Source organism: Mycolicibacterium arenosum, from assembly GCF_024320865.1.
Taxonomy (GTDB): domain Bacteria; phylum Actinomycetota; class Actinomycetes; order Mycobacteriales; family Mycobacteriaceae; genus Mycobacterium; species Mycobacterium arenosum.
Map to the genome: position 1 here is coordinate 291705 of NZ_JANDBD010000007.1, position 23176 is coordinate 314880.

Below are 23176 nucleotides of genomic sequence, written 5' to 3' on the forward strand. Positions count from 1 at the left end.
AAGCCTGTCATGACAACACCGGTTGTCAACTCGCTTTCGCGTAAACCCGCTTGCCCGCCAGGTACGTCGCGAGGACGTCGAGGTCGGCGATGGTATCCGGCGGGACCGCCCGCGGATCGGCCGACAGCACGACCAGGTCCGCGTACTTGCCGACCTCCAGCGAGCCGATGACGTCGTCGGCGAACAACTGCCACGCCGCGTCGATGGTCTGCGCGCGAATCGCCTGCTCGACGGTCAGCCGCTCGTCGGGTGCCAGCACGCGGCCGCTGGGCGCCGTCCTGGTCACCGCGACCGACATGTTCCGCAGCGGCTCCTCCGGCGTCACCGGCGGGTCGTTGTGCAACGAGATCTTCATGCCGGTCTTCACGGCCGACCCGGCGGGCATCCAGCGCGAGCCGTGCTCGGGACCGAACAGCCCGTCGACGAGGACGTCACCCCAGTAGTGGATCTGGTCGACGAAGATGCTGCAGGTGACCCCGAGATCGTGGGCGCGCTGCAGCTGCTCCGGCGAGATGGCACCGACGTGCTCGAGCCGCAGCCGGTGATCGGGCCGCGGATGTGCCTGCAGCGCTTGCTCGTACACGTCGAGGATGGTGTCGACCCCGTTGTCGCCCTGCACGTGGCACGCCATCTGCCAACCCAGCGGCAGGTACGCTTCGACGATCTCGTGCAGCTGCTCACGCGTGTAGTTGGCGTGGCCGCACGAGCCCGGCGTGACGCCGATGGCGCGGGTCGCCTCGGTGTCGAGGTAGGGGAACGTGAGGTCGATGTTGCCGATCCAGGGTGATCCGTCGACCCAGATCTTGATGCCGACCTGCTTCACGACATCGTCGCCGTTGTCGAGGCTGGAATCGGTGGACAGCGCCGCCGTCGACATCTCGTAGGTGCGCAACCGGACGGTCAGCTCGGGGCGCAGCGCGTCGAGGGCCGGCTGGAACGACGGGTCGAACGCCATCTCCGAGCACGTCGTCAACCCGGCCCGGTTCAGCCGTGCACATTCGGCGAGCAGCATCGCCGGGTAGCCGTTCGGATCGATCGCACCGCCGATCAACGAGAACACCGCGCCGGTCTCCTCGGCCGTCCCGTCCAACTCGCCGTCGGCGGCGCGGCCGTACTTGGCGCCCTTCGGGTCCGGGGTGTCACGGGTCAGCCCGTTCGCGTGTGCGGCGGCGGTGTTGAAGTACGCCTTGTGGCCCGAATTGTGGATGATCACCAGCGGGGTCTTCGGCGCCTGCGCGTCGAGCCACGCCAGCGTCGGCTCGGGCAGCCCGAGCTGCAGCAGCGGATCCCACCCGTTGAGATAGGCGCCCTCCGCCCCGCGGTTGCGCACCTCGGCCCGGATGGCGGCCAGCACCTCACCGGAGCTTCGCATCGTGACGGGCCGGATGTCGACGATGCGCTGGGCCAGCACGATCGCCTCCATCAGCGGGTGGCCGTGCGCCTCGACGAAACCGGGCATCACGCAGCCGTCGCCGAGTTCAACGACGTCGGTGTCGGGGCCGCGGTGCGGCTCCACGTCGGCCCTGGATCCGACGGCGACGATGCGGCCGTCGGTCACCGCCAGCGCTTCAGCGGTGGGTTGGGCATCGTCGACGGTCAGAACGGTTCCGAAAATCACCAGGTCAGCAGGCACGGGGAAATTCTTTCAAGAAAAGTTCGCGGCCCGTGTCGATTTCGGGGGGTTGCCGTTCGACGTCATTGCGAAGGCAGGATGGGGAAGAGCCCCTCCCGCACACCCGAAGGAGATGGAAATGGCGCGTTACATGCTGATCATGCGGTCCACCCCCGAGGCCGAGGCCCTGATGGCGGAGCAGGAGATCGACTTCGACGAGATCATCGAGTCGATGGGCCGGTTCAACGAGGAGCTCATCAAGGCCGGCGTCATGCTGGCCGGCGAGGGACTGACCGGGCCGGAGGACGGCTTCGTCGTCGACTTCAACCAGGACCCGCCCGTCGTCACCGACGGCCCGTACACCGAGGCCAAGGAGCTGTTCAACGGCTTCTGGCTGCTGGAGGTGTCCTCCAAGGAGGAGGCCAAGCAGTGGGCGCGCAAGGTGCCGCTCGGTCCGGGCGTGAAGCTCGAGGTGCGGAAGGTCTCCGACTCCGCCGACTTCCCGATGGACAACCCGTGGATAAAGAAGGAGATCCAGTGGCGTGCCGAGCTCGCCGAGAAGATCGCGGTGCAGGCTCGGGCCGAGGCGGACAGGCTCCTGTGATTTCAGCGCGCTTGTCCGGCCTCGGCTCGGAGTAGCGCGCCCGAATCGCTACGTGGCGCGGATCCGGATGGGTCCGCGCCACGTCGCGTCCGGGTCCAGCACCTCACCCCTCTGCGTGATCTCGACCTCGCCGGCCCGCGCGAGGTCGCGGGCGGCGGCGCGCGCGTCGTCCATCAGGTCGCGCCAGTCGTCACCGCCGATGGCCCGCGCGGCGTCCGATGGGCAGATCGACTTCGCAGGTCCGCGCTGCCTGGCGAGGTCCAGGATCACGGCCTTCAGACGGTCCTCGCTCACGAGTCCAGGGAAGCCCGCTGCGACGGCCCTTGAAACCGTTTCTGTAACACGTTCTAATCTGAGGTTATGAGTGACGACCTGCTGCGCCATCCCATCCACTCCGGACACCTCACGGTCGGCGCGCTGAAGCGCAACAAGGACAGGCCGGTGCTGTTCCTCGGCGACACCACGCTGACCGGTGGCGAGCTGGCCGAACGCATCAGCCAGTACATTCAGGCCTTCGAGGCGCTGGGCGCGGGCAGCGGGAGTGCGACCGGCCTGCTGTCGCTGAACCGGCCCGAGGTGCTGATGATCATCGGCGCGGGCCAGACGCAGGGTTACCGGCGCACGGCACTACACCCTCTCGGCTCACTCGACGACCACGCCTACGTGCTGAACGACGCGGGCGTCACGTCGCTGATCATCGATCCGAACCCGATGTTCGTCGAGCGCGCGCTGGGGCTGCTCGAGAAGGTGCCCGGCCTCAAGCAGGTGCTGACGATCGGCCCGGTCCCCTCGGAGTTGGCCGACGTTGCGGTCGACCTGAACGCCGAGGCCGCCAAGTACACGCCGAAACCTCTGGTGGCCGCGGACCTGCCGCCGGATCACATCGGCGGCATGGCCTACACCGGCGGGACGACCGGCAAGCCGAAGGGCGTCATCGGCACCGTGCAGTCGATCACCACCATGACGACGATCCAGCTCTGCGAGTGGGAGTGGCCGGAGCATCCGAAGTTCCTGATGTGCACACCGCTGTCACACGCGGGGGCGGCGTTCTTCGTGCCGACGCTCATCAAGGGCGGCGAACTCGTCGTGCTGACGAAGTTCGACCCGGCCGAGGTGCTGCGGGTGATCGAGGAGCAGAAGATCACCGCCACGATGCTGGTGCCGTCGATGATCTACGCGCTGATGGACCACCCGGATTCGCACACCCGTGACCTGTCGTCGCTGGAAACGGTGTACTACGGCGCCTCGGCGATGAACCCGGTGCGACTGAAGGAGGCCATCGCCCGCTTCGGCCCGATCTTCGCGCAGTACTACGGGCAGTCCGAGGCGCCGATGGTCATCACCTACCTGGCCAAGGGCGATCATGACGAGAAGCGGCTCACCTCGTGCGGGCGTCCGACGGTGTTCGCGCGGACGGCGCTGCTCGACGAGAACGGCAAGCAGGTCGCGCAGGGCGAGGTGGGCGAGATCTGCGTGTCCGGTCCGCTGGTGTCCGGCGGCTACTGGAACAAGCCCGAGGCGACGGCCGAGACGTTCCGCGACGGCTGGATGCACACCGGCGACGTGGCCCGCGAAGACGAGGACGGCTTCTGGTACATCGTCGACCGGACCAAGGACATGATCGTCACCGGCGGGTTCAACGTCTTCCCGCGCGAGGTGGAAGACGTTGTCGCCGAACATCCTTCGATCGCGCAGGTGTGCGTCATCGGCACCCCCGACGAGAAGTGGGGCGAGGCCGTGACCGCCGTCGTCGTGCTGCGGCCCGACGCTGATTCGTCCGAGGCCGCGGTCGCGACGATGACCGCCGAGATCCAGGCCGCGGTCAAGGAGCGCAAGGGGTCGGTGCAGTCCCCCAAGCAGGTGATCGTCGTCGACTCGGTGCCGGTGACCGCGCTCGGCAAGCCCGACAAGAAGGCCGTGCGCAAGCAGTTCTGGGAGGGCAGCGACCGCGCGATCGGGTAGCCGCCAACGTCGAGGTATGCGCGAGAATTCGTCGGAAACTCGCGCATACCTTCACGTTCGGCGAGTGAGGGCGAGGGTGAACGCCAGGGCAACCACCGCCGCGACGCCGAACAGCACCCCGAAGTCCCCCGCCGACGCACTCGCCGAACCCAGCGCGGTGACGGCTGCGGCCCCGGCGAGTGCGCCACCGACGAAGAACGCCACCGCGATGGTGCGGCCCTGCGGGGCGACGCTGGTGGCCCACGCCTGCAGCGGCGCATGCGTGGCGGCGAAGCCCGCGCCGAGCAGCACTGCAGCGATCAACATGCCGGGGATCCCCGGCTCGACGGCCGCGATCGTCAGGGCGCCGGTCAGCGCCGCGCCGCCGACCACCATCATGCGGCGGCGGGACCAACCGCTGGTCTGCACCCACCGACTCGCGACGACGACGCCGAGGCCGAACACCCCGACGGACAATCCCGCGACGGCGTACCCGGTGCCGAGGCGCTCGAGCGCGGCCGGGAAGTACGTCAGCGAGCCGTGCACGACGCCCCCCCTCGACGACGGCGAGCACCACGACCAGCGCGACCGACGGCGTCATCGCGTGCCGCACCGCGTCGAACACCCGCGGTCGGCCCGGTGGCGCGGGCGTCGTCGTGCGCAGCAGCGCGACCGCCAGCACCGCGGACACCGCCGCCGACGCCACCACGGCCGCGCGCCACATGTCGACGTGCGCGGCGGCGGCGCCCGCGACGCTCGCCACCAGCGTGCCCAGGTAGATGCCGCCCATCAGGCTCGACGTGCCGCGCCGTTCGTCACCCGGAAGTGCCTCGCCGACCCACACCAGGGACGCGGGGATGACGCCCGCCAGCACCGCCCCCGACACGGCGCGGGCGGCGATCACCACATCGGGGCCGGGCGCCGCCGCACAGACCGCGCCCGCGACGGCCGCCACCGCCAGCGCCAGCCGCACGACCGCGATACGCCCCAGCCGATCGGAGATCATCGCCCACACCGGCTGCATCAGCCCGTACAGCAGGTAGTACAGCGTCGCGGCCGAGCTCATCACCACCAGCGAGACGTCGAAGCCGGCGGCGATGGGCAGCAGCAGAACCGGCGTGATGAACCGGTCGTAGGAGCTGACGAACGCCGCGGCCTGCAGTCGGCGAAGCGTCGTCACACGCGTTCAGTCTGCTGACCGGCGGCGCCGAGCCGCATCACGGATTGCGGACGGAATCACGACCGCCGACCACCGAATGCGTGAGCGGCCGACGGCGGCTGGCACAGTGAACGGAATGGCCGACAACCGTCTCGACGAACGCACCACGGTCGTCGCGGGTGGCGCCCTTCTCGCGATCGCCGTGGCCGCCGCGGCGCTCAACCTGCGGCCCGCCGTCACCAGCGTCGCGCCGCTGCTCGGCGAGATGCGCGACACCCTCGGCACGTCGGCCACCTGGGCGGGCGTCCTGACGTCGCTCCCGCCGCTGTGCTTCGCCGCCGCGGGACTGGCCGCGCCGCGACTGTGTGAGCGGATCGGCCTGGGCCGGACGATCTCGGTGGCGCTGGTCCTGCTCACCGCGGGGCTGGCCGTGCGCGCCGTCGACGGGCCGTACCTGATGCTCGGCGCCACGCTCGCCGCGTGCGCGGGCATCGCGTTGGCCAACGTGCTCATCCCCGTCGTCATCAAGGGTTCGTTCCCGGCCCGCATCGGTCTGATGACGGGCATCTACACCGCGGCGCTGCAGGGCGGTGGCGCCCTCGGGTCGGCGGTGGCGCCTGCCACCGAGGACGTGCTGGGCGGATGGCGGCAGGCCCTCGCGGTGTGGGCGGTGCTCGCGTTCGTCGCGCTGCTGATCTGGATTCCGGCGTCGCGGCGGCACCGCGCCACCTGGAACTCCGAACTCAGTCGGAGCACGGGCCGACGCTCGCTGCTGCGCAACCGGCTGGCGTGGTCGGTCACGCTGTTCTTCGGCTGCCAGGGCTTCGTCGCCTACATCGTGATGGGCTGGCTGCCACAGGTTTTCATCGACAACGGCATCGGCAAGCTCGAAGCGGGCACACTCGTCGGGCTCATCTCGCTGATGGGCGTGCCGGTCGCGCTCGTCATCACCCCGCTCGCGGCCCGCAGCGCGGGGCAGAGCCGGTGGATCGTCGCGCTCGGCGTCGTCGGGGCGGCGGGTGTCGTCGGGATGCTCGTCGATCCCGCGGCCGCCCCGTGGGTGTGGAGCGTGCTGATCGGCGTGGGCATGAGCGCGTTCTCGCTGGCGCTCGCGGTTATCGCGCTGCGCGCCCGCGACGCCGAGGACACCGCGCAACTGTCCGGCATGGCACAGGGTTTCGGCTATCTGATCGCGAGCACCGGGCCGTTCCTGTTCGGTCTGCTGCACGACGTCTCGCACGGCTGGACGGTGCCGTTCATCATGTTCCTCGTCGTGTACGCCGTCCAGATCGTCGCCGGGGCGGCGGCGGGCCGCGACCGTTACGTCTGACTACGGTGGAGACCGTGGTGGCCGACCTGCAGCAGACCGTCGACGCGGTGTGGCGCATGGAGGCGGCGAAGATCGTCGCGACCCTGACCCGGTCGGTCGGAGACGTCGGCCTCGCCGAGGACCTGGCCTCCGACGCCCTGATCGAGGCGCTGCAGCAGTGGCCCGAGGCGGGCGTTCCGCGCAACCCCGGCGCGTGGCTGACGACGGTCGCGAAACGCAAGGCGATCGACCACTGGCGCCGGCTGGACCGGCTCGACGACAAGTACGCGGTGCTGGCGCGCGAACTCGAGCACCACGTCGACGAGTCGTGGGATCCGGAGCGCATCGACGACGACGTGCTGCGGCTGATCTTCATCTCGACGCATCCGGTGCTGGCTCGCGAGGGGCGGATCGCGCTGACGCTGCGCGTGGTCGGCGGCCTGACCACCGAGGAGATCGCCAGGGCCTTCCTGACCTCGAAGGCGACGGTCGCGGCGCGCATCACCCGTGCCAAGAAGACGCTCGGCGACGCGGGCGTCCCGTTCGTCGTGCCGGAACCCGCCGAGTACCCGACGCGGCTGTCGTCGGTGCTGAGCGTGCTCTACCTCATCTACAACGAGGGCTACTCCGCGTCGTCCGGTGAGCGCTGGATTCGCGACGAACTCTGCACGGAGGCACTGCGATTGGGCCGCGTGCTGGCCGCGCTGCTGCCGGAGCAGGCCGAGGTGCACGGACTGGTGGCGCTGATGGAGTTCCAGTCCTCACGGTTCGCGGCCCGCACCGACGCCGACGGGCGGGCGGTGCTGCTGGAGGACCAGGACCGCACCCGATGGGATCGCGCACAGATCGGCAGGGGCGTCGCCGCGCTCGAGCGGGCGGCACAGGCGGTACAGCGCAGGGGTACCGGCTGGGGACCGTACGCGCTGCAGGCCGCACTCGCCGAGTGTCACGCCGTCGCACCCACCGCCGCCGACACCGATTGGGCGCGCATCGTCACGCTCTACGACGGGCTGGTCCAGGCGGCGCCGTCGCCCGTCGTCGAACTCAACCGCGCCATCGCCATCGCGATGCGCGACGGGCCCGCGGCCGGGCTGGCCGTCATCGACGCGATCGACGGGCTGACGGGTTCCTATCTGCTGCCCAGCGTGCGCGGCGAACTGCTGGCACGTCTCGGCAGACACGCCGAGGCCGCCCGCGAGTTCGATGCGGCCGCAGCGCTGACCACCAACGGCGCGGAGCGAGACGTGCTGTTGGACAAGGCGGCTCGGGCGCGCACATGAGAGTCCTCCTGGCGCTTTCCGCGGTCGCACTGTCCGCGTGCTCGGCCGCGCCCGAGATCCCACCGCCTCGGCCACCCCTGCCGAGCGCCACCGTCGCCCCCGCCGATCTGGAGCGGATCCTGCTGACGCCCGCGGAGGCGCAGTCGATCATCGCCAAGGTCGGCTTGGTGGCACAGCCGTTCTCCGACTTCGAATCCGGCGACGGAATGCGCGACCAACCCCGAGGCTGCGCGGAGGCGGTCTACCCGGTGATGGCGAGCGCCTACGCCGACAGCGGCCCGCGCACCGTGCACGGGGTGACGATGCGCGACGCCATGAACATCCCGCGACTCACCGAGGCCGTCATCGCCTACGACATGACGGCCGAGGCGCAACGGCAACTGTCGAGGCTGACCAACGATCTGAAGCGGTGCGCAGGTACCACGGTCACCGTCGACACCGGCAGCTTCGACAACGTCTGGCGCACCCGCGACGTCGGCGCGATCGAGCAGGGCGCCACCCTGGCGTCGGGACTCGACGATCACGACTGGCTGTGCCATCGCGCTATCGCCCTGCGCGCCAACGTGATCCTCGACGTACAGGCGTGCGCGGGCGACGGCCCCGATCCGACCCCCAACCTCATCGACGCGATCACGGAGAAGATGACATGAGCGCCAACCCCGGCGAGCGAAGCGACGGGAAGAACTACCGCGCAGTGCTGTTCGACTACTCGGGGACCTTGTTCCGGCTCGAGGAGGACGACAGCTGGTTCTCGGAGATCGAGGTCGACGAGAAGTCCGTCGACGTCCACGTGCAGGCCGAACTCATGCGCAGGCTCACCGCCCCCACGGGGCGCTCGGTCGAGATGAACGACGAGCAGTACCGCAACTGGGTGAACCGCGACCTCGAACCGCATCTGCACCGCGAGGCCTACCTGCACGTGCTGCGCGAATCCGGTGTCGCACAACACCATGCCGAGGCGCTGTACGACAAGCTGATCGACCCGGCGAACTGGACGCCCTACCCGGACACGGCGCGGGTACTGGCGGGGCTGACCCGCCAGGGACGCAAGACCGCCGTGGTGTCGAACATCGCGTTCGACGTGCGGTCGGCGTTCCGCACCCTCGGCGCCTACGACGACGTCGACGAGTACATCCTGTCGTTCGAAGTCGGTGCGGTGAAACCGAATCCGGAGATCTTCCGGATCGCCCTGCAGCGCCTCGGCGTCGACCCCGCCGACGCACTCATGGTCGGCGACAGCGAGGAGGCCGACGGCGGCGCCCGCGCCATCGGTTGCGGGTTCGCGCTCGTCGACCCGCTACCGACGGACAGCAGGCCCGACGGATTGGTCCGCGCGCTGGCCGCCGAGGGCATCGTCGTCTAGGACGAGGGTGTAGAACCGCTCTAGGCTCGAATCATGGCCGACAAGAAACCGACCCCGCCGTGGTGGCTCAAACCGATGAACAAGGTGTTCATGCTGATGATGCGACTCGGCCTGCCGATCTCCGGCAAGGAGGGCCCCCTCGTGCTGACCGTGCCGGGCCGCAAGACGGGGCAGCCGCGGTCGACGCCCATCACCCCGATGTACGTCGACGGAGTGCGCTACGTCGTCGCCGGTTTCCCCGGTGCGGACTGGGAGAAGAACGCCCGCGCCGCGGACACGGCGACGCTGTCCTCGGGCCGGAACTCCGAGCTGGTGCGCATGGTCGAACTGTCCGCCGACGAGGCGCGACCGCTGCTGCGACGGTTCCCCGAGCTGGTGCCCACGGGCGTCTCGTTCATGAAGCGGTCGGGGCTGGTGACAGACGGAACGCCCGACGAGTTCGAAGCACTCGCCGGGCGTTGCGCCGTCTTCAGATTCGACCCCGCGTGATTACAGGTGCGGTGCCTGACTGATCTTCGTGTCGGGCGTACCCGCCGTCTGGCAGTAGGTCTGAACAGCCAACCGCGTCCCGGTGATCTCGAGTTGCGCTGCGTCAGCGCCCTTCTCGTCCTTGAGCATCTTGGAGACCGCTTCGGTCTGCGTCTTCTCGTCGGATTCCAGGAAGTCCTTGCACGGCGTGTCGCCACCCTGAATGGACGGCGAACAGCCGGCGAGCATGAAGCCCGCGACCAATCCCGACACCAATACTCCCGCTGACCGCTTCATCGTGGCCCTCTCTCGTCATGGCGGCGAACCGCGCGCTCGGGCCACTCAGTACCCCTGGCCGATAGCTGTGAAACAGGCCGCGCTCTAGAGTCGAGCCGTGAGCAATCCGTTCGACGCGTCACTCTGGCAGCCCGTCGCGGGCTTCGAGCTGACCGACATCACCTACCACCGCCACGTCGTCGACGGAAAGCCGCAGCCGACCGTCAGGGTGGCGTTCGACCGCCCGGAGGTGCGCAACGCGTTCCGGCCGCACACCGTCGACGAGCTGTACCGCGTTCTCGACCACGCCAGGATGTCCCCCGACGTCGGCGTTGTGCTGCTCACCGGCAACGGGCCCTCGCCGAAGGACGGCGGCTGGGCGTTCTGCTCGGGCGGTGACCAGCGCATCCGCGGCCGCACCGGCTACCAGTACGCCGCGGGCGAGACGGCCGAGACCGTGGATCCCGCGCAGGCCGGGCGGCTACACATCCTCGAGGTGCAGCGGCTGATCCGCTTCATGCCGAAGCCGGTGATCTGCCTGGTCAACGGGTGGGCGGCCGGCGGCGGCCACTCGCTGCACGTGGTGTGCGACCTTACGTTGGCGTCGCGCGAGCACGCCCGCTTCAAGCAGACCGACGCCGACGTGGGGTCGTTCGACGGCGGCTACGGGTCCGCGTACCTGGCGCGGCAGACCGGTCAGAAGTTCGCCCGCGAGATCTTCTTCCTCGGCAGGCCCTATACCGCCGAGCAGATGTTCGCGATGGGGGCCGTCAACGAGGTCGTCGACCACGCGGAACTGGAAAACGTTGCGCTGCAATGGGCTACCGAGATCAACGGCAAGTCGCCGCAGGCCATCCGGATGCTCAAGTTCGCGTTCAACCTGCTCGACGACGGGCTGGTCGGCCAGCAGGTGTTCGCCGGCGAGGCGACGCGACTGGCCTACATGACCGACGAGGCCGTCGAGGGCCGGGACGCGTTCCTGGAGAAGCGCGATCCGGATTGGTCGAAGTTCCCCCGCTACTTCTAGGGCAGATATTTCAGCGTCGACCCAGTCACCCCAAAGGGTGAAATCACGGAGAACCGGGATATTGACGTTTCCGTAGGAACGGCCTGGGTACTCGTCTCCTCAGAGGATGAGGAGGTACCGAAAATGCCTGTTTGGGTATGGATTCTGTTGGCGGTCGCGGCGATAGCCGTCGTCGTTGCCATCGTGACGTTGAGCGGTTCGAACAAGCGGAAAACCGAACGGCTCAAGGAACACTACGGCCCCGAGTACGAACGGACCGTGTCCCGCGCGGGCGACGAGAAGGCCGCCGCGAAGGAACTCGCAGAGCGTGAACGCCAGCGTGCGAAGCTCGACATCCGCCCGCTGTCCCCGGCCGCGTTGGACGGCTACGCCAACCGCTGGCGGGCCGTGCAAATCGCTTTCGTCGACCACCCTGCCAGCGCGGTCGGCGAGGCTGACGTGCTCGTCACCGAGGTGATGCGCGAACGCGGCTATCCCGTCGACGATTTCGAGCGGCAGTCCGCCGACATCTCCGTCGACCACCCCAAAGTCGTGGAGAACTACCGCGCGGCGCACGACATCCACCTCGCACAGCAGCACGGCGACGTCGGCACCGAGCAGCAACGCCAGGCGTTCGTCCACTACCGCGCACTCTTCGAGAAGCTGCTCGAAGCCGAAACCAACACTCAGGAGGCAAGCGCATGACCACCCACGATCACCACACCGAATTCGACCGCACGCCCGAGCAGACCCACGAGCCCGCACCTCCGCGTCAGGGCGACAACGTCCTGGATCCGTCCATCGCACAAGGCGATTGGACCGCCGAGACGCAGGATCTCCGGGAGCCGGAGCCGGCGCACCTGCAGCCCGACTCGGTCGCCGACGTCCGGCGCGATCAGGACGGTTCGCCCGAGCGCGACGTCCACGGGGAGCAGGCCCGTGAGCAGGTCGCTCCGCCGACCGACGCCACGACGGACTCGACGCTGATCGCCGAGGACCAGCTCACCGGATTGCGAGCACGCTGGGATCACGTCCAGGCCAGCTTCGTCGACGATCCCCGCGAGTGCGTGCAGAAGGCCGACGGCCTGGTGACTGACGTCGTCGACCAGTTGACGAACAGCTTCGCGCAGGCGCGCTCCGGGCTCGAAGCGCAGTGGGCCCGCCGCGAGGATGCCTCCACCGAGGATCTCCGCGTCGCCCTGCGGCGCTACCGCGACTTCTTCGACCGATTGCTCGCCGTCTAACAGCCACGATTCGTGCACCCGCGAGAGCGCTCACCGCTCCCGCGGGTGCACGAGTCGCTGTGCGGGCGCTCGCTAGGCTGTCGGGGACCTCACGCGAAACGGGAGCCGCGCCATCGAAGCCGCCATCACCAAGTGGACGATCGTCGTCCTCGGTGTCCTGATCGTCGCGGCCGCGTCCCTGCTGCCCTGGTTCTCGGCCCACGCCGTACACGGCTCCGCGGAGATGGCGGGGTGGGGACTGTGGACCACCACCGGCACCGTCGACGCCGGCCTGCGACCTCTACCGCTGGCGATCCTGGTCTACCTGCCCGCCGCGGCGATGCTGTGGGGTGCGATACGCGGGGCATTCGGGGTCGCTGTCATCGGCGCGATGGCCGCCTTCGCCGGCGGCGTCCTGCCGTTCATGCTGATGCCCGCGGCCACCCGCAGCCTGCCCGGAGGCGAAGCGGTGGGCATCTCGGTGGCGATGGGGCCGGTGCTGGTCATCGCCGTCACGCTGGTCGCGACCCTCGTCTGTTGGATTGGCTACGCGCGCTGCGTGTTACGTGCCGCCCCGCGCGCCGAGGCGTGACCGGGAACGTCTGGCACTCTGGTGGAGTGCCCACCCCGATGCTCACGACGCAGCGCATCGACGCCGGTGACGTCGTCCTGCGTAAAGCCCGCGCCGACGACCGGAACGCGATCATCGCCCACGTCACGGACGCCGAGGTGCGCGCCCACCTCGGCGGTCCGCAGGAACGTGCCGCGGTCGAACGCGACCTCGACCGCTCGGGCGTCACCGCGGTCACGGACGCGCCGGGCGCCTACGTCATCGCGGACAAGGCCACCGATGACTTCCTCGGCACCATCTCGCTGACCCGACGCGGTGCCCACCACCCCGGTCACCTCACGCCGGAGGGCGAGGAACTCGAGCTCGCGTACACGCTCTGCCGCAGCGACTGGGGCCGCGGCTTCGCGTACCGGGCCGCCACCGCGCTGCTGCGGCGCGCGGCCGCCGACATGCCCGACGAGGCCGTCATCGTCGTGACGCAGAGCGACAACGAACGGTCACTGCGGCTGGCCCGTCGGCTCGGGTTCACGCCGGCCATGCGCTTCGACGAGTTCGGTGCCGAGCAGACGCTCGCAGTCGTCAACCTTCGCGAATTCGCGGCCACCTAAGCTCCACCCGTGAGCAAGAGCCCGTTGCGCCGACTGTCCGACAGCCTGCTGCTGGCCAGCATGCGGCCGCCGTTGTTCGATCAGCTCGTCAGCGTGCGGCCGCGGCGCGAGCCCGTCGACCTCCGCGGTAAACGCATCCTGGTGACCGGCGCGTCGTCCGGGATCGGCGAGGCGGGTGCGGTGAAGCTCGCCCGCGAGGGTGCCGTGGTGGTGGTCGCAGCGCGCAGGCAGGAGCTGCTGGACGGTGTCGTCGATCGCATCATCGACGCCGGCGGCGAGGCGAGAGCCGTTCCGTGCGACCTCTCGGACCTGGACGCGGTCGACGCGCTGGTGGCCGATGTGGAACGCGACCTCGGCGGCGTCGACGTGCTGATCAACAACGCGGGCAAGTCGATTCGCCGCCCCCTGGCCGAGTCGCTGGACCGCTGGCACGACGTCGAGCGCACGATGACGCTCAACTACTACTCGCCGCTGCGGCTGATCCGCGGATTCGCGCCGGGTATGCGCGCCCGCGGCGACGGCCACATCATCAACGTCTCGACATGGGGCGTGCTGAGCGAGTCCTCGCCGCTGTTCTCGGTCTACAACGCGAGCAAGGCCGCGCTGACGGCGGTGAGCCGCGTCATCGAGACGGAGTGGGACCGCGACGGCGTGCACTCGACGACGCTGTACTACCCGTTGGTGAAGACGCCGATGATCGCTCCGACGCGTGCCTACGACGGGTTGCCGGGACTGTCCGCCGACGAGGCGGCCGACTGGATGGTGACCGCGGCGCGCACGCGGCCCATCCGGATCGCGCCGCGGATGGCGGTCGCCGCGCACACCGTCAACAGCTTCGCGCCCGCCGCCGTCAACGCCGTCATGAAGCGCCAGCGCATCCAACCCGGCGGCTAGTTAGTTAGGTTAGGCATGCCATACTCGCGGGCGTGCCTGAACCTGCCATCGAGTGCGACGCGGTCACCAAGACGTTCGGCGACAGCGAGGCGTTGCGCGGCGTGACGTTCACCGCGGCCGCCGGCTCCGTGCTCGGCGTCCTCGGCCCCAACGGCGCGGGCAAGACGACCACGATCAACATCCTCTCGACGCTGCTCAGGCCGACGACCGGCCGCGCCACCGTCGCGGGCTTCGACGTCGTCGAGCAGGCGGCTGACGTCCGCGCGAGCATCGGCCTCACCGGTCAGTACGCGGCGATCGACGGGCTGCTCACCGGGCGCGAGAACCTCGTCCTGTTCGGCCGGCTGCGCGGGCTGTCGCGCCGAGCCGCACGCGCCAGAGCCGACGAGATGCTCGAAACGTTCAGCCTCACCGACGCCGGGGACCGGCGCGTCTCCACGTACTCCGGCGGCATGCGGCGCCGTGTCGACATCGCATGCGGGCTCGTCGCGCCGCCTCGGGTCGTGTTCCTCGACGAGCCGACGACCGGGCTCGACCCGCGCAGCAGGCGCGAAGTCTGGGACCTGGTGGGTTCGCTTGCCGGACAGGGCATCACGACGCTGCTCACCACGCAGTACCTCGAGGAGGCGGACGCGCTGTCGGACTCGATGGTCGTGATCGACCGCGGCGAGGTGATCGCCGACGGCACCGCCGAGCAGCTCAAGCGACGAATCGGCGGCAGCTACTGCGAGGTGACGCCGCTGCACGCGGGTGACGTGGATCGGGTGGCGGAGGCGTTGGCCGGACTCAACGGACTGGAGATCGACGCCGACGCGGGCACGGTGTCGGTCCCGGCGCCCGACGGCATCGCGACGCTGTCCGAGGTGTTCCGTCGCGTGGGCGATCTCGGTGTCGAGCTCACCGACATCTCGCTGCGCAAGCCGTCGCTCGACGAGGTGTTCTTCGCGCTCACCGGGGCGCCGGCGGGCAGGAGCGAAGCGACTCGGGGATCAGTACCGGCGGGCAGGAGCGAAGCGACTCGGGGATCAGTACCGGCGGGCAGGAGCGAAGCGACTCGGGGATCAGTACCCGCGGAGACGTCGTGACCGCGCTCGGCGCGCTGACCGAGCGGTCGGTGCTCGGCACGCTGCGCGACGGCGATCTGGTCTTCGCGATCGGCGGGCCGGTCGCGTTCTTCCTGTGCTTCAACCTGACGCTGCGGATGGTCGTGGATGTTGAAGGCACGGGCACCTCGTCGTACCCGCAGTACATCCTGCCCGTCATCGTCGTGCAGGCGATGATCTTCACCGCGATGACGACGGCCGACCGTGCGGCGCGAGATCACCTGAGCGGCATGGGTGTTCGACTACGGACGCTACCGATGTCGGCGTTCGTCCCGGTGAGCGCGCGCATGCTGTCGGCGCTGATCCGCGCGACCGCGGCTTTGGTGGCGTCGGTCGCGATCGGCTACGCCTTCGGCTTCGGGTTCGACGGCCACGCCGGGCACATCGCGGCGTTCGGGGCCATCGCCCTGGTTCTGTCGCTGGCACTGTCGCTGGGCGCCGACGCCATGGGATCGGTGGCCACCAACGCCGAGGCCGCGGGGCAGACGCTGCTGATTCCCCAGTTGCTGCTCGTCATGCTGTCGACGGGCATCGCGCCCGCGGACGCGTTCCCGGACTGGCTCGGCCCGTTCGTGCGCAATCAACCGGTGTCGCAGATCGCGGAGACACTGCGCGGCCTGACGATCGGCCGCGTCGACCCGACGAACCTGACCATCAGCGTGGCGTGGTGCGCCGGGCTGCTGGTGGTGTTCGGCGCGATCGCGGTGCGGATGCAGAGGCGGGCCCGATGACCTTGGTCGTACAGAGTCGAGTGCAGGCCGGCCGGTTGCTGCGCGGGTGGACCCGCGAGCCCGTCGTCCTCATACAGGCGCTGATCTTCCCGACGTTCCTGCTCGTCGTGTACCACCTGGTGATCGGCGAATCGATCCGCCACCTCACGGGCAGCAGCAGCCTGTACGGGCTGGTGCCGATGTGCGCGATCGTCGGCGCGATGTTCGGCGCCATCGGCGCGGGCGCCGCCCTGCCCGACGAGCGCGAATCCGGGTTGTTGAGCCGGTTGTGGACGCTGCCGGTGCATCGCGCGAGCGCGCTGGTCGGCCGACTGCTCGCCGAGGCGGGCCGGGCGTTCGTCGGCGCCGTCGCGATCACCGCCGTCGGCGTGGCGATGGGGCTGCGCTTCCAGAGTTGGCTCGGAGCAGTCGGTTTCGTGCTGATCCCGGTGCTGATGGTGATCGGCTTCTCGACGGTTATCGTCGCGTTCGGGGTGCAGGCGAACGGCAAGAACATCATCACCGGCTTATCGACGGTGTGCTTCCTGCTGCTGTTCTTCAACTCCGGCATGGTGCCCGTCGACGTCTTCCCCGGCTGGCTGGAGCCTATCGTTCGCGCGCAGCCGATGTCGCCCGCCATCGAGACGATGCGCGGCCTCGCCGAGGGCGGCCCGGTGCTGTGGCCGGCGCTGCAGTCGCTGGCGTGGGTCGTCGGACTGTTCGCGGTGTTCGGCCCGATGGCCGTCCGCGGCTATCGCCTGGCCGCCGAATCGTCCGCCTGAGCCCCGCCGAAAGTCCGCCTGAGCCCCGCCGAACGTCCGCCTGAGCGCCGCCGAACGTCCGCCTGAGCGCCGCCGAACGTTGGTTACCGACACGCGAAATCGCGATTCAGCGTGGCGGTAACCAACGTTCGCGGGATTGAGAGGCGGTGTGTTAGACACAGAGGCATGGAGATACTCGCCAGCCGTGTGCTGTTCCGGCCGGCGGACTACGAACGATCGGTCGCGTTCTACCGCGACGCCATCGGCTTGGCGATCGCCCGCGAGTACGGCGCGGGCACGGTGTTCTACGCGGGGCAGTCGCTGATCGAACTCGCCGGCCACGGCGGGCAGGCAGCGGGCGCGCCGCCGTTTCCCGGTGCACTGTGGCTGCAGGTGCGCGACGTCTACGTGACGCAGGCCGAGCTCGAGGGCCGCGGCGTCGAGATCGCGCGCGCGGCGAGGCAGGAGCCGTGGGGGCTACACGAAATGCACGTCACCGATCCCGACGGGGTGACGCTGATCTTCGTCCAGGTGCCCGAGCAGCACCCGCTGCGGCGCGACACCCGAAACTGATTCGCCGGAACAGCATTCCCAGCTGTCTAGCTCGCGGATTGACAGCCAGGAACGCTATTCCGGCGGGAGGGGTGGCGGGCGGGCCGGCGGACGGTCAGCGGGCGGTCGCCGCCAGCGGCCAACCCACCGACGCCAGCCGCGAGGCGACCTGGTGGATCTCCTCGGGGTTCGGCTCCTTGTCGATGATCGCCGCGACGGCGGTGCGGATCTCGTCCTCGGTGACGGTGTCGCCGGTGTTCGACTTCAGCACCGCCTGCGCCGCCCGGACCACCTCGTCCTCGGTCAGCGAGCGCTTCAGCAGCGCCAGCAGCGGGAAGTAGTCCTTCGGCGGCACGCCGTCCGGGTAGCCCGCGCGCAGCCAGTTCACGACGCTGTCGAACGAGTGGGAGTGATTCGTCTCGGTCATGGGCTAGCTCACTTTCCCGGAAGGAAGGGGACGGGGTTGAAGCCGAAGTGGTGCTGAATGGTGGCCTTCGTGATCCACAGGATCGCGATCACGATGACGGCCGAGACCAAGGCGAACAGCAACAGCCCGAGGACCTTCAGCACCGGGTTCGGTGCGACGGTGGTGCCGTCCTCGTGCGTTCCACCTGATCCGTTCGAGAAGGCCACCAGCCCAACCGCGAACAACGCGGGCAGTCCGGCGCCGAGGACCAGGCCGATGACGAGCACCTTGCCGATGGCTTCGAGATAAGTCATCTCAGATTCCTTTGATTCTCAGTGGACTCGGGCTAGACCGACGCCGTGGGCTGGGCCGGAGCGTCCTTGCTCGCGTCGCGCACCTCCGCCGGGACCACCGAGTTGCTCGACTCGTCCCAATCGGCGTTGACGTTGTTGTGATCGACCTTCTGCTGCTGCGCGCGCCAGTACATGTAGCCCGACAGGCCGACCAGGATCACGAAGATGAGCCCGTCGCCCGCCAGACCGGACCCGGTGAGTGCCTCCACGCCGTGCGACAGCCAGAACGACAGCGCCCCAACGAGAGCGGCGGCGGGCAGGGTGATCAGCCACGCTGCGGCCATGCGGCCCGCGACCGCCCAGCGCACCTGCGCACCCGGCTTGCCGACGCCGCTGCCGAGGATCGAGCCGGTGGCCACGTGCGTCGTCGACAGCGCCATGCCCGCGGCACTCGAGCTCAGGATGATCGCCGCCGAGGACGCCTCGGCGGCCAGCCCCTGCGGCGACTCGATCTCGACGAGACCCTTTCCGAGCGTGCGGATCACGCGCCAGCCGCCGATGTAGGTGCCGAGGCCGATGGCGAGCGCACAGGACGCGATGACCCAGAACGGCAGACCGTTCTCCTTGACGTCGCCGGTGAGGTGGCCGGTGGTGATGAGGGCGAGCGCGATGACGCCCATCGTCTTCTGGGCGTCGTTGGTGCCGTGCGACAGGGCGACCAGCGAGGCCGTCGCGATCTGGCCCCAGCGGAAGCCGTCCTCACGACGCTTCTTCATGACGTTGCGCGTGATCCGGTAGACCATCCAGGTGCCGCAGGCGGCGACCAGACCGGCGATGAACGGCGCTGCGAGGGCCGGGATGATGACCTTGCCCAGCACGCCGCTCCAGTTGACGCCCGCCAGACCGAGCGCGGCGAGGCCGGCTCCGATGAGCCCGCCGAACAGTGCGTGCGACGAGCTCGACGGGATGCCGAACAGCCACGTGAGGAGGTTCCACAGGATCCCGCCGATGAGACCGGCGAAGATGATCGTCAGGCCGGTCGAGGCGTCGATTCCGGAGACCAGGGAACCCGTCTTACCGTCCTGGATCTTCAGCACCGACGTGGTGACGGTGACGGCCACCTCGACGGATAGGAAGGCGCCGACGAGGTTCAAGATGCCCGCCAGGATGACGGCGGTCTTCGGCTTCAAGGCCTTGGTGGCGATCGAGGTCGCCATGGCGTTTCCGGTGTCGTGGAACCCGTTGGTGAAGTCGAAAGCCAGTGCCGTGGCAATCAACAGCACCAGGATGATCAGCTCTGCGCTCATGGCGGTAATTGTGCGGCCATCCGCGGTGATTCACCTAGCCGGACTCACCGACCTTTGCACCCGCTGAGCTGCGAGTTTTCCGTTTCCGCAAAGTTGTTCACCGAGTGTTCACCCACGTTCTGCCGCACCGCCTTACAGGGTGTTCACAGACACGCTGCCAGCAACTTCACAGGGTTGCGTCGGGGGGTTCTCGTCGTCCGATCGGCACTAGCATTCGTCGTGTCCGCACACCCTCGGGGAGTTGTCGTTGTGAACGCATTTCTGTCGAAGATCGTCGCGTGGATTACCGCCGGTTACCCCGAGGGGGTGCCCGGACCCGACCGGGTGCCGCTGATGGCCCTGCTGACCCGTCGTCTGACCGACGACGAGGTGAAGACCGTTGCGCGAACCCTCATCGAGCAAGGCGAGTTCGACCACATCGACATCGGTGTGCTGATCACCCAACTCACCGACGAACTGCCGCGCGAGGAGGACGTCGAACGGGTGCGCGCGCGACTCGCCGCCAAAGGGTGGCCGCTGGACGATCCGCGCGAGAGCGACGAGTCCGCCGACGAGGACGCGGAGGGCCCGGCATAGCCGTCCTGCGCGCACTTCCGGTCGGCGCCGGCGAGGCCGCGCTGGCGATCCTCCCGGCTCTCGAAACCGCCCTGATCGGCGGTGACGCGGTCCTGCCCGTGCCCGTCGGCGACGAGCGCGAGACCGACCTCCTCACCACGTCGCTGCGCGCGGGCGAGCACATCGACGACGACGTCGCCGTCGTGGTGTCCACCTCGGGGACGACGGGAATTCCCAAGGGCGCCATGCTGTCCGCGGCCGCATTGACCGCGAGTGCCACGGCGACGCACGTCCGACTCGGCGGGCCCGGCCGCTGGCTGCTGGCGCTGCCCGCCCACCACGTGGCCGGCCTGCAGGTGCTGGTGCGCAGCACGGTGGCGGGCACCACCCCGGTCGCGCTGCCCGCCAGCTTCGAGGTCGCCGAACTGCCAACGGCGATAGCGCGTTTGGGCTCGAGCCGACGCTACGCCTCGCTGGTGGCGGTGCAGCTGGACAAGGCGCTGCGCGACCGCGCGGCGGCTGCGGCGCTGGCCGAGTTGGACGCGGTGCTGATCGGCGGCGGCCCGATGCCCCCGACCGTCGCCGAGCGGGCGGCGGCGGCCGGCGTGCGCGTCGTCCGGACCTACGGCATGAGCGAGACCGCGGGCGGCTGCGTGTACGACGGTCACCCGCTGGACGGCGTGCGCATCCGGATCGCCGACGGTCGGGTGGTGCTCGGCGGCCCGACCGTCGCCACCGGATACCGCAATCCCGCGACGCCGGACCCGTTCTCGGAGCCGGGCTGGTTCCGCACCGATGACGTTGGCACACTTGATGATTCGGGTGCGCTGCGCATCCTCGGCCGGGTGGACGACGCGATCAGCACGGGCGGGCTGACGGTGTTCCCCCAGCTGGTCGAGGCCGCGCTCGCGACCCATCCCGCCATCGCGGACAGCGGGGTGTTCGGCGTGGCCGACGAGCGGCTGGGCCAGCGTGTGGTGGCGGCCGTCGTGCTGACACCGGGGCACACCGCGCCGACCGTCGCCGAACTGCGCGATCACGTCGCCCGCGACCTGGACCCCACGGCGGCACCACGCGAGCTGCACGTGCTCGACACGCTCCCCCGCCGCGGCATCGGCAAGCTGGACCGAAGGGAGCTGACCGTCAGGTTCGGTGCGGGCGCATGATGGAGTGATGCGCGCTGAAGTCACGTCGGTCGACGCCCTCCGGGCCATCATCGGTGAACCCAATCCGGCCGTGGCGAAGAAGGTCACCGACCGTCTCTCGGAGGACCAGCAGACCTGGTTGTCCGCCTCCCCGCTGGGATTCGTCGCCACCACCGACGCCGACGGCCGCGTCGACGTCTCCCCCAAGGGCGACCCGCCGGGCTTCGTCCACATCATCGACGAACGCACCATCGCCATCCCCGAACGCCCCGGCAACAAGCGCGTCGACGGGTTCCTCAACCTGCTGCAGCGCCCGCACGTCGGCACCGTGTTCCTGATTCCCGGCCGCGGTGACACGCTGCGGATCAACGGCACCGGCACCGTCCTCTCCGACGCCGACTACTTCGACGCGATGATCGTCGACGGCAAGCGGCCCATCCTGGCTCTGGAGATCGCCGTCGAGGAGGTGTTCTTCCACTGCGCCAAGGCGTTCCTGCGATCCAACGCGTGGCGGCCGGACACCTGGGACCCCACCGCCGTGCCGACGGTGGCGCAGCTGGCCAAAGCCATCAAACCCGACATGTCCGACGCCGATCTGGAGAGGTACTACGCAGAAGACAACATGCGGAAGGTGCTCTACTAGACAGCGATCGTCACCGAATTGATTCACTTTCGCCGGTTTGGTTTTGACGGAACGGGCAATTCCCTGTGCCAGGGAACAACCCCTCGAACAGATCGGAATAGAACGATGATCATTCTCGGTGTAGTGCTGCTGCTGATCGGCTACTTCACTGGCCTCTCGATCCTGTATACGATCGGCGGCATTCTTCTCGTCGTCGGCGTGGTCTTCTGGATCCTGGGCGCGGTCGGACGGCCCGTCGGAGGCCGAAAAGTCTGGTTGTAGGTGACCGACTCCCATGAGGAGTCGGTAAGCCCCCTGGTTCGACGGGCCGCGGCGTGGTCATGGCGATTACTCGTCATCTTCGCCGCGGCCGTCGTACTTCTGGAGGTCTTGCGCAGGCTCGGTTTCGTCGTCGTGCCAGTCGCTCTGGCCCTGATGCTCGCCGCTCTACTGCTGCCCGCGGTCGACGCACTCGATCGCTACGGTGCGGCACGGGGCGGTGCCGTCGCGTTCGTGGTGATCCTCGGACTGTCCGCTCTGGTCGCGATCCTGTCGTTCGTCGTCAACCAATTCGTCGACGGCGCACCCCAACTCGTCGACGAGATCACCCGCAGCATCGAGGGCGCCAGGGATTGGCTCGCCACCGGACCGCTGCATCTGAGCAGCGACCAGTTGACCCGCGCGGGCGACTCGATCATCGACGCCTTGCGCAACAATCAAACCCAGCTCACGACCGGCGCGTTGTCCACCGCGGGCACCATCGCCGAAATCCTCACCGGCGCACTGCTGACGCTCTTCGCGGTGATCTTCTTCCTACTCGGCGGGCGCGGCATCTGGCAGTTCGTCACCAAGGCCGTTCCCGCACCGCAGCGGGATCGCGTCCGCGAGGCGGGTGCGGCCGGTTTCCACTCGCTGGCCGGTTACGCCCGCGCCACCTCGCTCGTCGCTCTCGTCGACGCCGTCGCCATCGGCAGCGGGCTGGCGATCATGGGAATCCCGCTGGCGTTGCCACTCGCCTCGCTGATCTTCATCGGCGCGTTCGTCCCGGTGGTCGGCGCCCTGGTCACCGGGTTCCTGGCGGTCATCGTGGCGCTGTTCGCGAAGGGACTGGTCTACGCGCTCATCACCCTGGTACTGATCATCGCCGTCATGCAGCTGGAAGCCCATGTGCTGCAACCACTCGTGATGGGGCGCGCGGTGTCGCTGCACCCACTGGCCGTCGTTCTCGGCATCACCACCGGCTACGTGCTGGCCGGTGTCATCGGCGCTCTGCTCGCGGTGCCTCTCATCGCGTTCGCCAACAGCTTCGTCCGCGTGCTGGGCGCCGAGGAACCCGAGGCGGCGTCGGTGGAGCTGAAGCGGGACGACGGTCCGCTGATCGACGCGACAACCGACGACACCGGCTGAG

The 23176-nt window shown here is 69.1% G+C and carries 29 protein-coding genes and 1 pseudogene; 22 read left to right on the forward strand and 8 right to left on the reverse strand.

The genetic code is table 11. The annotated features are described in order from the left end of the window. Nucleotides 1–25: 25 nt before the first annotated feature. Nucleotides 26–1633: an amidohydrolase gene (locus tag NM203_RS18520; RefSeq protein WP_255061527.1), complete on the reverse strand. Its 1608-nt coding sequence runs from the start codon at nt 1631–1633 to the stop codon at nt 26–28. Between the two features lie 118 nt (nt 1634–1751). Here NM203_RS18520 and NM203_RS18525 point away from each other — a divergent pair, with 118 nt between their 5' ends. Next, nucleotides 1752–2216 carry a YciI family protein gene (locus NM203_RS18525; protein WP_255061528.1) on the forward strand — a complete coding sequence of 155 codons (465 nt, stop codon included), beginning with the start codon at nt 1752–1754 and terminating at the stop codon, nt 2214–2216. Nucleotides 2217–2264: 48 nt separating this feature from the next. Here NM203_RS18525 and NM203_RS18530 read toward each other — a convergent pair whose 3' ends face one another. Beyond that, nucleotides 2265–2510 (reverse strand): DUF3253 domain-containing protein, encoded by a 246-nt coding sequence (locus tag NM203_RS18530; protein ID WP_255061530.1) that lies wholly within the window; start codon nt 2508–2510, stop codon nt 2265–2267. A gap of 66 nt (nt 2511–2576) precedes the next feature. Between NM203_RS18530 and fadD8 the strand changes: the two genes are divergently transcribed. Next, nucleotides 2577–4178 (forward strand): fatty-acid--CoA ligase FadD8, encoded by a 1602-nt coding sequence (gene fadD8, locus NM203_RS18535; protein ID WP_255061531.1) that lies wholly within the window; start codon nt 2577–2579, stop codon nt 4176–4178. Between the two features lie 51 nt (nt 4179–4229). Here the strand turns inward: fadD8 and NM203_RS18540 are convergent, their stop codons facing one another. Beyond that, on the reverse strand, nt 4230–4703 hold the full coding sequence (locus tag NM203_RS18540) for an MFS transporter (protein WP_255061532.1): 474 nt from the start codon (nt 4701–4703) through the stop codon (nt 4230–4232). Between the two features lie 106 nt (nt 4704–4809). Next, nucleotides 4810–5337 (reverse strand): annotated as a pseudogene (locus tag NM203_RS33550) (MFS transporter); the annotation flags it as partial. A 115-nt stretch (nt 5338–5452) separates the two neighbouring features. Here NM203_RS33550 and NM203_RS18555 point away from each other — a divergent pair. From NM203_RS18555 to NM203_RS18575, 5 genes are read left to right on the forward strand one after another with little or no spacing between them, the layout of a single operon-like run. Then, on the forward strand, nt 5453–6646 hold the full coding sequence (locus NM203_RS18555) for a CynX/NimT family MFS transporter (RefSeq protein ID WP_255061535.1): 1194 nt from the start codon (nt 5453–5455) through the stop codon (nt 6644–6646). Between the two features lie 14 nt (nt 6647–6660). Further along, the gene (locus NM203_RS18560) at nt 6661–7905 is read left to right on the forward strand and encodes an RNA polymerase sigma factor (protein WP_255061536.1); all 1245 of its coding nucleotides are present in this window, start codon (nt 6661–6663) and stop codon (nt 7903–7905) included. Continuing rightward, a complete protein-coding gene (locus tag NM203_RS18565; protein ID WP_255061537.1) occupies nt 7902–8555 on the forward strand; it encodes a sensor domain-containing protein in 654 nt (217 codons plus the stop codon). The genes NM203_RS18560 and NM203_RS18565 overlap by 4 nt, the downstream gene beginning before the upstream one ends. Next, nucleotides 8552–9268, forward strand: coding sequence for an HAD family hydrolase (locus NM203_RS18570; RefSeq protein WP_255061538.1), 717 nt, complete (start codon nt 8552–8554; stop codon nt 9266–9268). Before NM203_RS18565 ends, NM203_RS18570 begins: the two co-directional genes overlap by 4 nt. A gap of 33 nt (nt 9269–9301) precedes the next feature. After that, nucleotides 9302–9757: a nitroreductase/quinone reductase family protein gene (locus NM203_RS18575; RefSeq protein WP_255061540.1), complete on the forward strand. Its 456-nt coding sequence runs from the start codon at nt 9302–9304 to the stop codon at nt 9755–9757. Here NM203_RS18575 and NM203_RS18580 read toward each other — a convergent pair whose 3' ends face one another. Further along, nucleotides 9758–10033, reverse strand: a complete 276-nt coding sequence (locus tag NM203_RS18580; protein ID WP_255061541.1) for a hypothetical protein — start codon at nt 10031–10033, stop codon at nt 9758–9760. A gap of 97 nt (nt 10034–10130) precedes the next feature. On the opposite strand from NM203_RS18580, the gene NM203_RS18585 reads away from it, so the two are divergent. From NM203_RS18585 to NM203_RS18630, 10 genes are all read left to right on the forward strand, one after another. Further along, nucleotides 10131–11039 carry a 1,4-dihydroxy-2-naphthoyl-CoA synthase gene (locus NM203_RS18585; RefSeq protein WP_255061542.1) on the forward strand — a complete coding sequence of 303 codons (909 nt, stop codon included), beginning with the start codon at nt 10131–10133 and terminating at the stop codon, nt 11037–11039. A 123-nt stretch (nt 11040–11162) separates the two neighbouring features. Continuing rightward, complete coding sequence (locus tag NM203_RS18590) at nt 11163–11723, forward strand: hypothetical protein (RefSeq protein ID WP_255061543.1); 561 nt, start codon at nt 11163–11165, stop codon at nt 11721–11723. Beyond that, nucleotides 11720–12262 carry a hypothetical protein gene (locus NM203_RS18595; protein WP_255061544.1) on the forward strand — a complete coding sequence of 181 codons (543 nt, stop codon included), beginning with the start codon at nt 11720–11722 and terminating at the stop codon, nt 12260–12262. The genes NM203_RS18590 and NM203_RS18595 overlap by 4 nt, the downstream gene beginning before the upstream one ends. Nucleotides 12263–12485: 223 nt before the next feature. Further along, a complete protein-coding gene (locus tag NM203_RS18600) occupies nt 12486–12833 on the forward strand; it encodes a hypothetical protein (protein ID WP_255061545.1) in 348 nt (115 codons plus the stop codon). Nucleotides 12834–12859: 26 nt separating this feature from the next. Next, nucleotides 12860–13420, forward strand: a complete 561-nt coding sequence (locus tag NM203_RS18605) for a GNAT family N-acetyltransferase (RefSeq protein WP_255061546.1) — start codon at nt 12860–12862, stop codon at nt 13418–13420. 9 nt (nt 13421–13429) lie between these two features. Then, nucleotides 13430–14314 (forward strand): SDR family oxidoreductase, encoded by an 885-nt coding sequence (locus NM203_RS18610; RefSeq protein ID WP_255061547.1) that lies wholly within the window; start codon nt 13430–13432, stop codon nt 14312–14314. 32 nt (nt 14315–14346) lie between these two features. Continuing rightward, a complete protein-coding gene (locus NM203_RS18615; protein ID WP_255061552.1) occupies nt 14347–15399 on the forward strand; it encodes an efflux ABC transporter ATPase subunit, DrrA-related in 1053 nt (350 codons plus the stop codon). Continuing rightward, nucleotides 15396–16148, forward strand: coding sequence for an ABC transporter permease (locus NM203_RS18620; protein WP_255061553.1), 753 nt, complete (start codon nt 15396–15398; stop codon nt 16146–16148). The genes NM203_RS18615 and NM203_RS18620 overlap by 4 nt, the downstream gene beginning before the upstream one ends. Next, the gene (locus NM203_RS18625; protein ID WP_255061554.1) at nt 16145–16909 is read left to right on the forward strand and encodes an ABC transporter permease; all 765 of its coding nucleotides are present in this window, start codon (nt 16145–16147) and stop codon (nt 16907–16909) included. Before NM203_RS18620 ends, NM203_RS18625 begins: the two co-directional genes overlap by 4 nt. A 165-nt stretch (nt 16910–17074) precedes the next feature. After that, the gene (locus NM203_RS18630; protein ID WP_255061555.1) at nt 17075–17461 is read left to right on the forward strand and encodes a VOC family protein; all 387 of its coding nucleotides are present in this window, start codon (nt 17075–17077) and stop codon (nt 17459–17461) included. 94 nt (nt 17462–17555) lie between these two features. Here the strand turns inward: NM203_RS18630 and NM203_RS18635 are convergent, their stop codons facing one another. Genes NM203_RS18635 through NM203_RS18645 form a run of 3 tightly spaced genes read right to left on the reverse strand, consistent with a single transcriptional unit; the run spans nt 17556 to nt 19446 of the window. Further along, entirely contained in the window at nt 17556–17867 is a 312-nt protein-coding gene (locus NM203_RS18635; RefSeq protein WP_255061556.1) for a DUF3349 domain-containing protein, read from the reverse strand. Nucleotides 17868–17875: 8 nt separating this feature from the next. Continuing rightward, nucleotides 17876–18160 carry a hypothetical protein gene (locus NM203_RS18640; protein WP_255061557.1) on the reverse strand — a complete coding sequence of 95 codons (285 nt, stop codon included), beginning with the start codon at nt 18158–18160 and terminating at the stop codon, nt 17876–17878. A 32-nt stretch (nt 18161–18192) separates the two neighbouring features. Then, nucleotides 18193–19446, reverse strand: a complete 1254-nt coding sequence (locus NM203_RS18645; RefSeq protein ID WP_255061558.1) for an inorganic phosphate transporter — start codon at nt 19444–19446, stop codon at nt 18193–18195. A gap of 249 nt (nt 19447–19695) precedes the next feature. Here NM203_RS18645 and NM203_RS18650 point away from each other — a divergent pair, with 249 nt between their 5' ends. The 5 genes from NM203_RS18650 to NM203_RS18670 all read left to right on the forward strand — a co-directional run bounded on the left by NM203_RS18650 (nt 19696) and on the right by NM203_RS18670 (nt 23175). Further along, nucleotides 19696–20022, forward strand: a complete 327-nt coding sequence (locus tag NM203_RS18650) for a DUF3349 domain-containing protein (RefSeq protein WP_255061561.1) — start codon at nt 19696–19698, stop codon at nt 20020–20022. Next, nucleotides 20019–21167, forward strand: a complete 1149-nt coding sequence (menE, locus tag NM203_RS18655; protein WP_255061731.1) for an o-succinylbenzoate--CoA ligase — start codon at nt 20019–20021, stop codon at nt 21165–21167. The genes NM203_RS18650 and menE overlap by 4 nt, the downstream gene beginning before the upstream one ends. Before the next feature lie 7 nt (nt 21168–21174). Beyond that, nucleotides 21175–21789 (forward strand): pyridoxamine 5'-phosphate oxidase family protein, encoded by a 615-nt coding sequence (locus tag NM203_RS18660; RefSeq protein WP_255061563.1) that lies wholly within the window; start codon nt 21175–21177, stop codon nt 21787–21789. Nucleotides 21790–21912: 123 nt separating this feature from the next. Next, a complete protein-coding gene (locus tag NM203_RS18665) occupies nt 21913–22050 on the forward strand; it encodes a hypothetical protein (RefSeq protein ID WP_255061738.1) in 138 nt (45 codons plus the stop codon). Next, on the forward strand, nt 22051–23175 hold the full coding sequence (locus NM203_RS18670) for an AI-2E family transporter (RefSeq protein ID WP_255061564.1): 1125 nt from the start codon (nt 22051–22053) through the stop codon (nt 23173–23175). Nucleotide 23176 lies beyond the last annotated feature (1 nt).

What these genes read in the sequence shown, in the direction of transcription:
- NM203_RS18595 (WP_255061544.1), top strand. Translation starts at nt 11,720, where the DNA reads ATGACCACCCACGATCACCACACCGAATTCGACCGCACGCCCGAGCAG.
- NM203_RS18590 (WP_255061543.1), top strand. Translation starts at nt 11,163, where the DNA reads ATGCCTGTTTGGGTATGGATTCTGTTGGCGGTCGCGGCGATAGCCGTC.
- NM203_RS18630 (WP_255061555.1), top strand. Translation starts at nt 17,075, where the DNA reads ATGGAGATACTCGCCAGCCGTGTGCTGTTCCGGCCGGCGGACTACGAA.
- NM203_RS18555 (WP_255061535.1), top strand. Translation starts at nt 5,453, where the DNA reads ATGGCCGACAACCGTCTCGACGAACGCACCACGGTCGTCGCGGGTGGC.
- NM203_RS18525 (WP_255061528.1), top strand. Translation starts at nt 1,752, where the DNA reads ATGGCGCGTTACATGCTGATCATGCGGTCCACCCCCGAGGCCGAGGCC.
- NM203_RS18625 (WP_255061554.1), top strand. Translation starts at nt 16,145, where the DNA reads ATGACCTTGGTCGTACAGAGTCGAGTGCAGGCCGGCCGGTTGCTGCGC.
- NM203_RS18575 (WP_255061540.1), top strand. Translation starts at nt 9,302, where the DNA reads ATGGCCGACAAGAAACCGACCCCGCCGTGGTGGCTCAAACCGATGAAC.
- NM203_RS18640 (WP_255061557.1), bottom strand. Translation starts at nt 18,160, where the DNA reads ATGACTTATCTCGAAGCCATCGGCAAGGTGCTCGTCATCGGCCTGGTC.
- NM203_RS18570 (WP_255061538.1), top strand. Translation starts at nt 8,552, where the DNA reads ATGAGCGCCAACCCCGGCGAGCGAAGCGACGGGAAGAACTACCGCGCA.
- NM203_RS18645 (WP_255061558.1), bottom strand. Translation starts at nt 19,446, where the DNA reads ATGAGCGCAGAGCTGATCATCCTGGTGCTGTTGATTGCCACGGCACTG.
- NM203_RS18565 (WP_255061537.1), top strand. Translation starts at nt 7,902, where the DNA reads ATGAGAGTCCTCCTGGCGCTTTCCGCGGTCGCACTGTCCGCGTGCTCG.
- NM203_RS18660 (WP_255061563.1), top strand. Translation starts at nt 21,175, where the DNA reads ATGCGCGCTGAAGTCACGTCGGTCGACGCCCTCCGGGCCATCATCGGT.
- NM203_RS18600 (WP_255061545.1), top strand. Translation starts at nt 12,486, where the DNA reads ATGGCGGGGTGGGGACTGTGGACCACCACCGGCACCGTCGACGCCGGC.
- NM203_RS18580 (WP_255061541.1), bottom strand. Translation starts at nt 10,033, where the DNA reads ATGAAGCGGTCAGCGGGAGTATTGGTGTCGGGATTGGTCGCGGGCTTC.
- NM203_RS18635 (WP_255061556.1), bottom strand. Translation starts at nt 17,867, where the DNA reads ATGACCGAGACGAATCACTCCCACTCGTTCGACAGCGTCGTGAACTGG.
- fadD8 (WP_255061531.1), top strand. Translation starts at nt 2,577, where the DNA reads ATGAGTGACGACCTGCTGCGCCATCCCATCCACTCCGGACACCTCACG.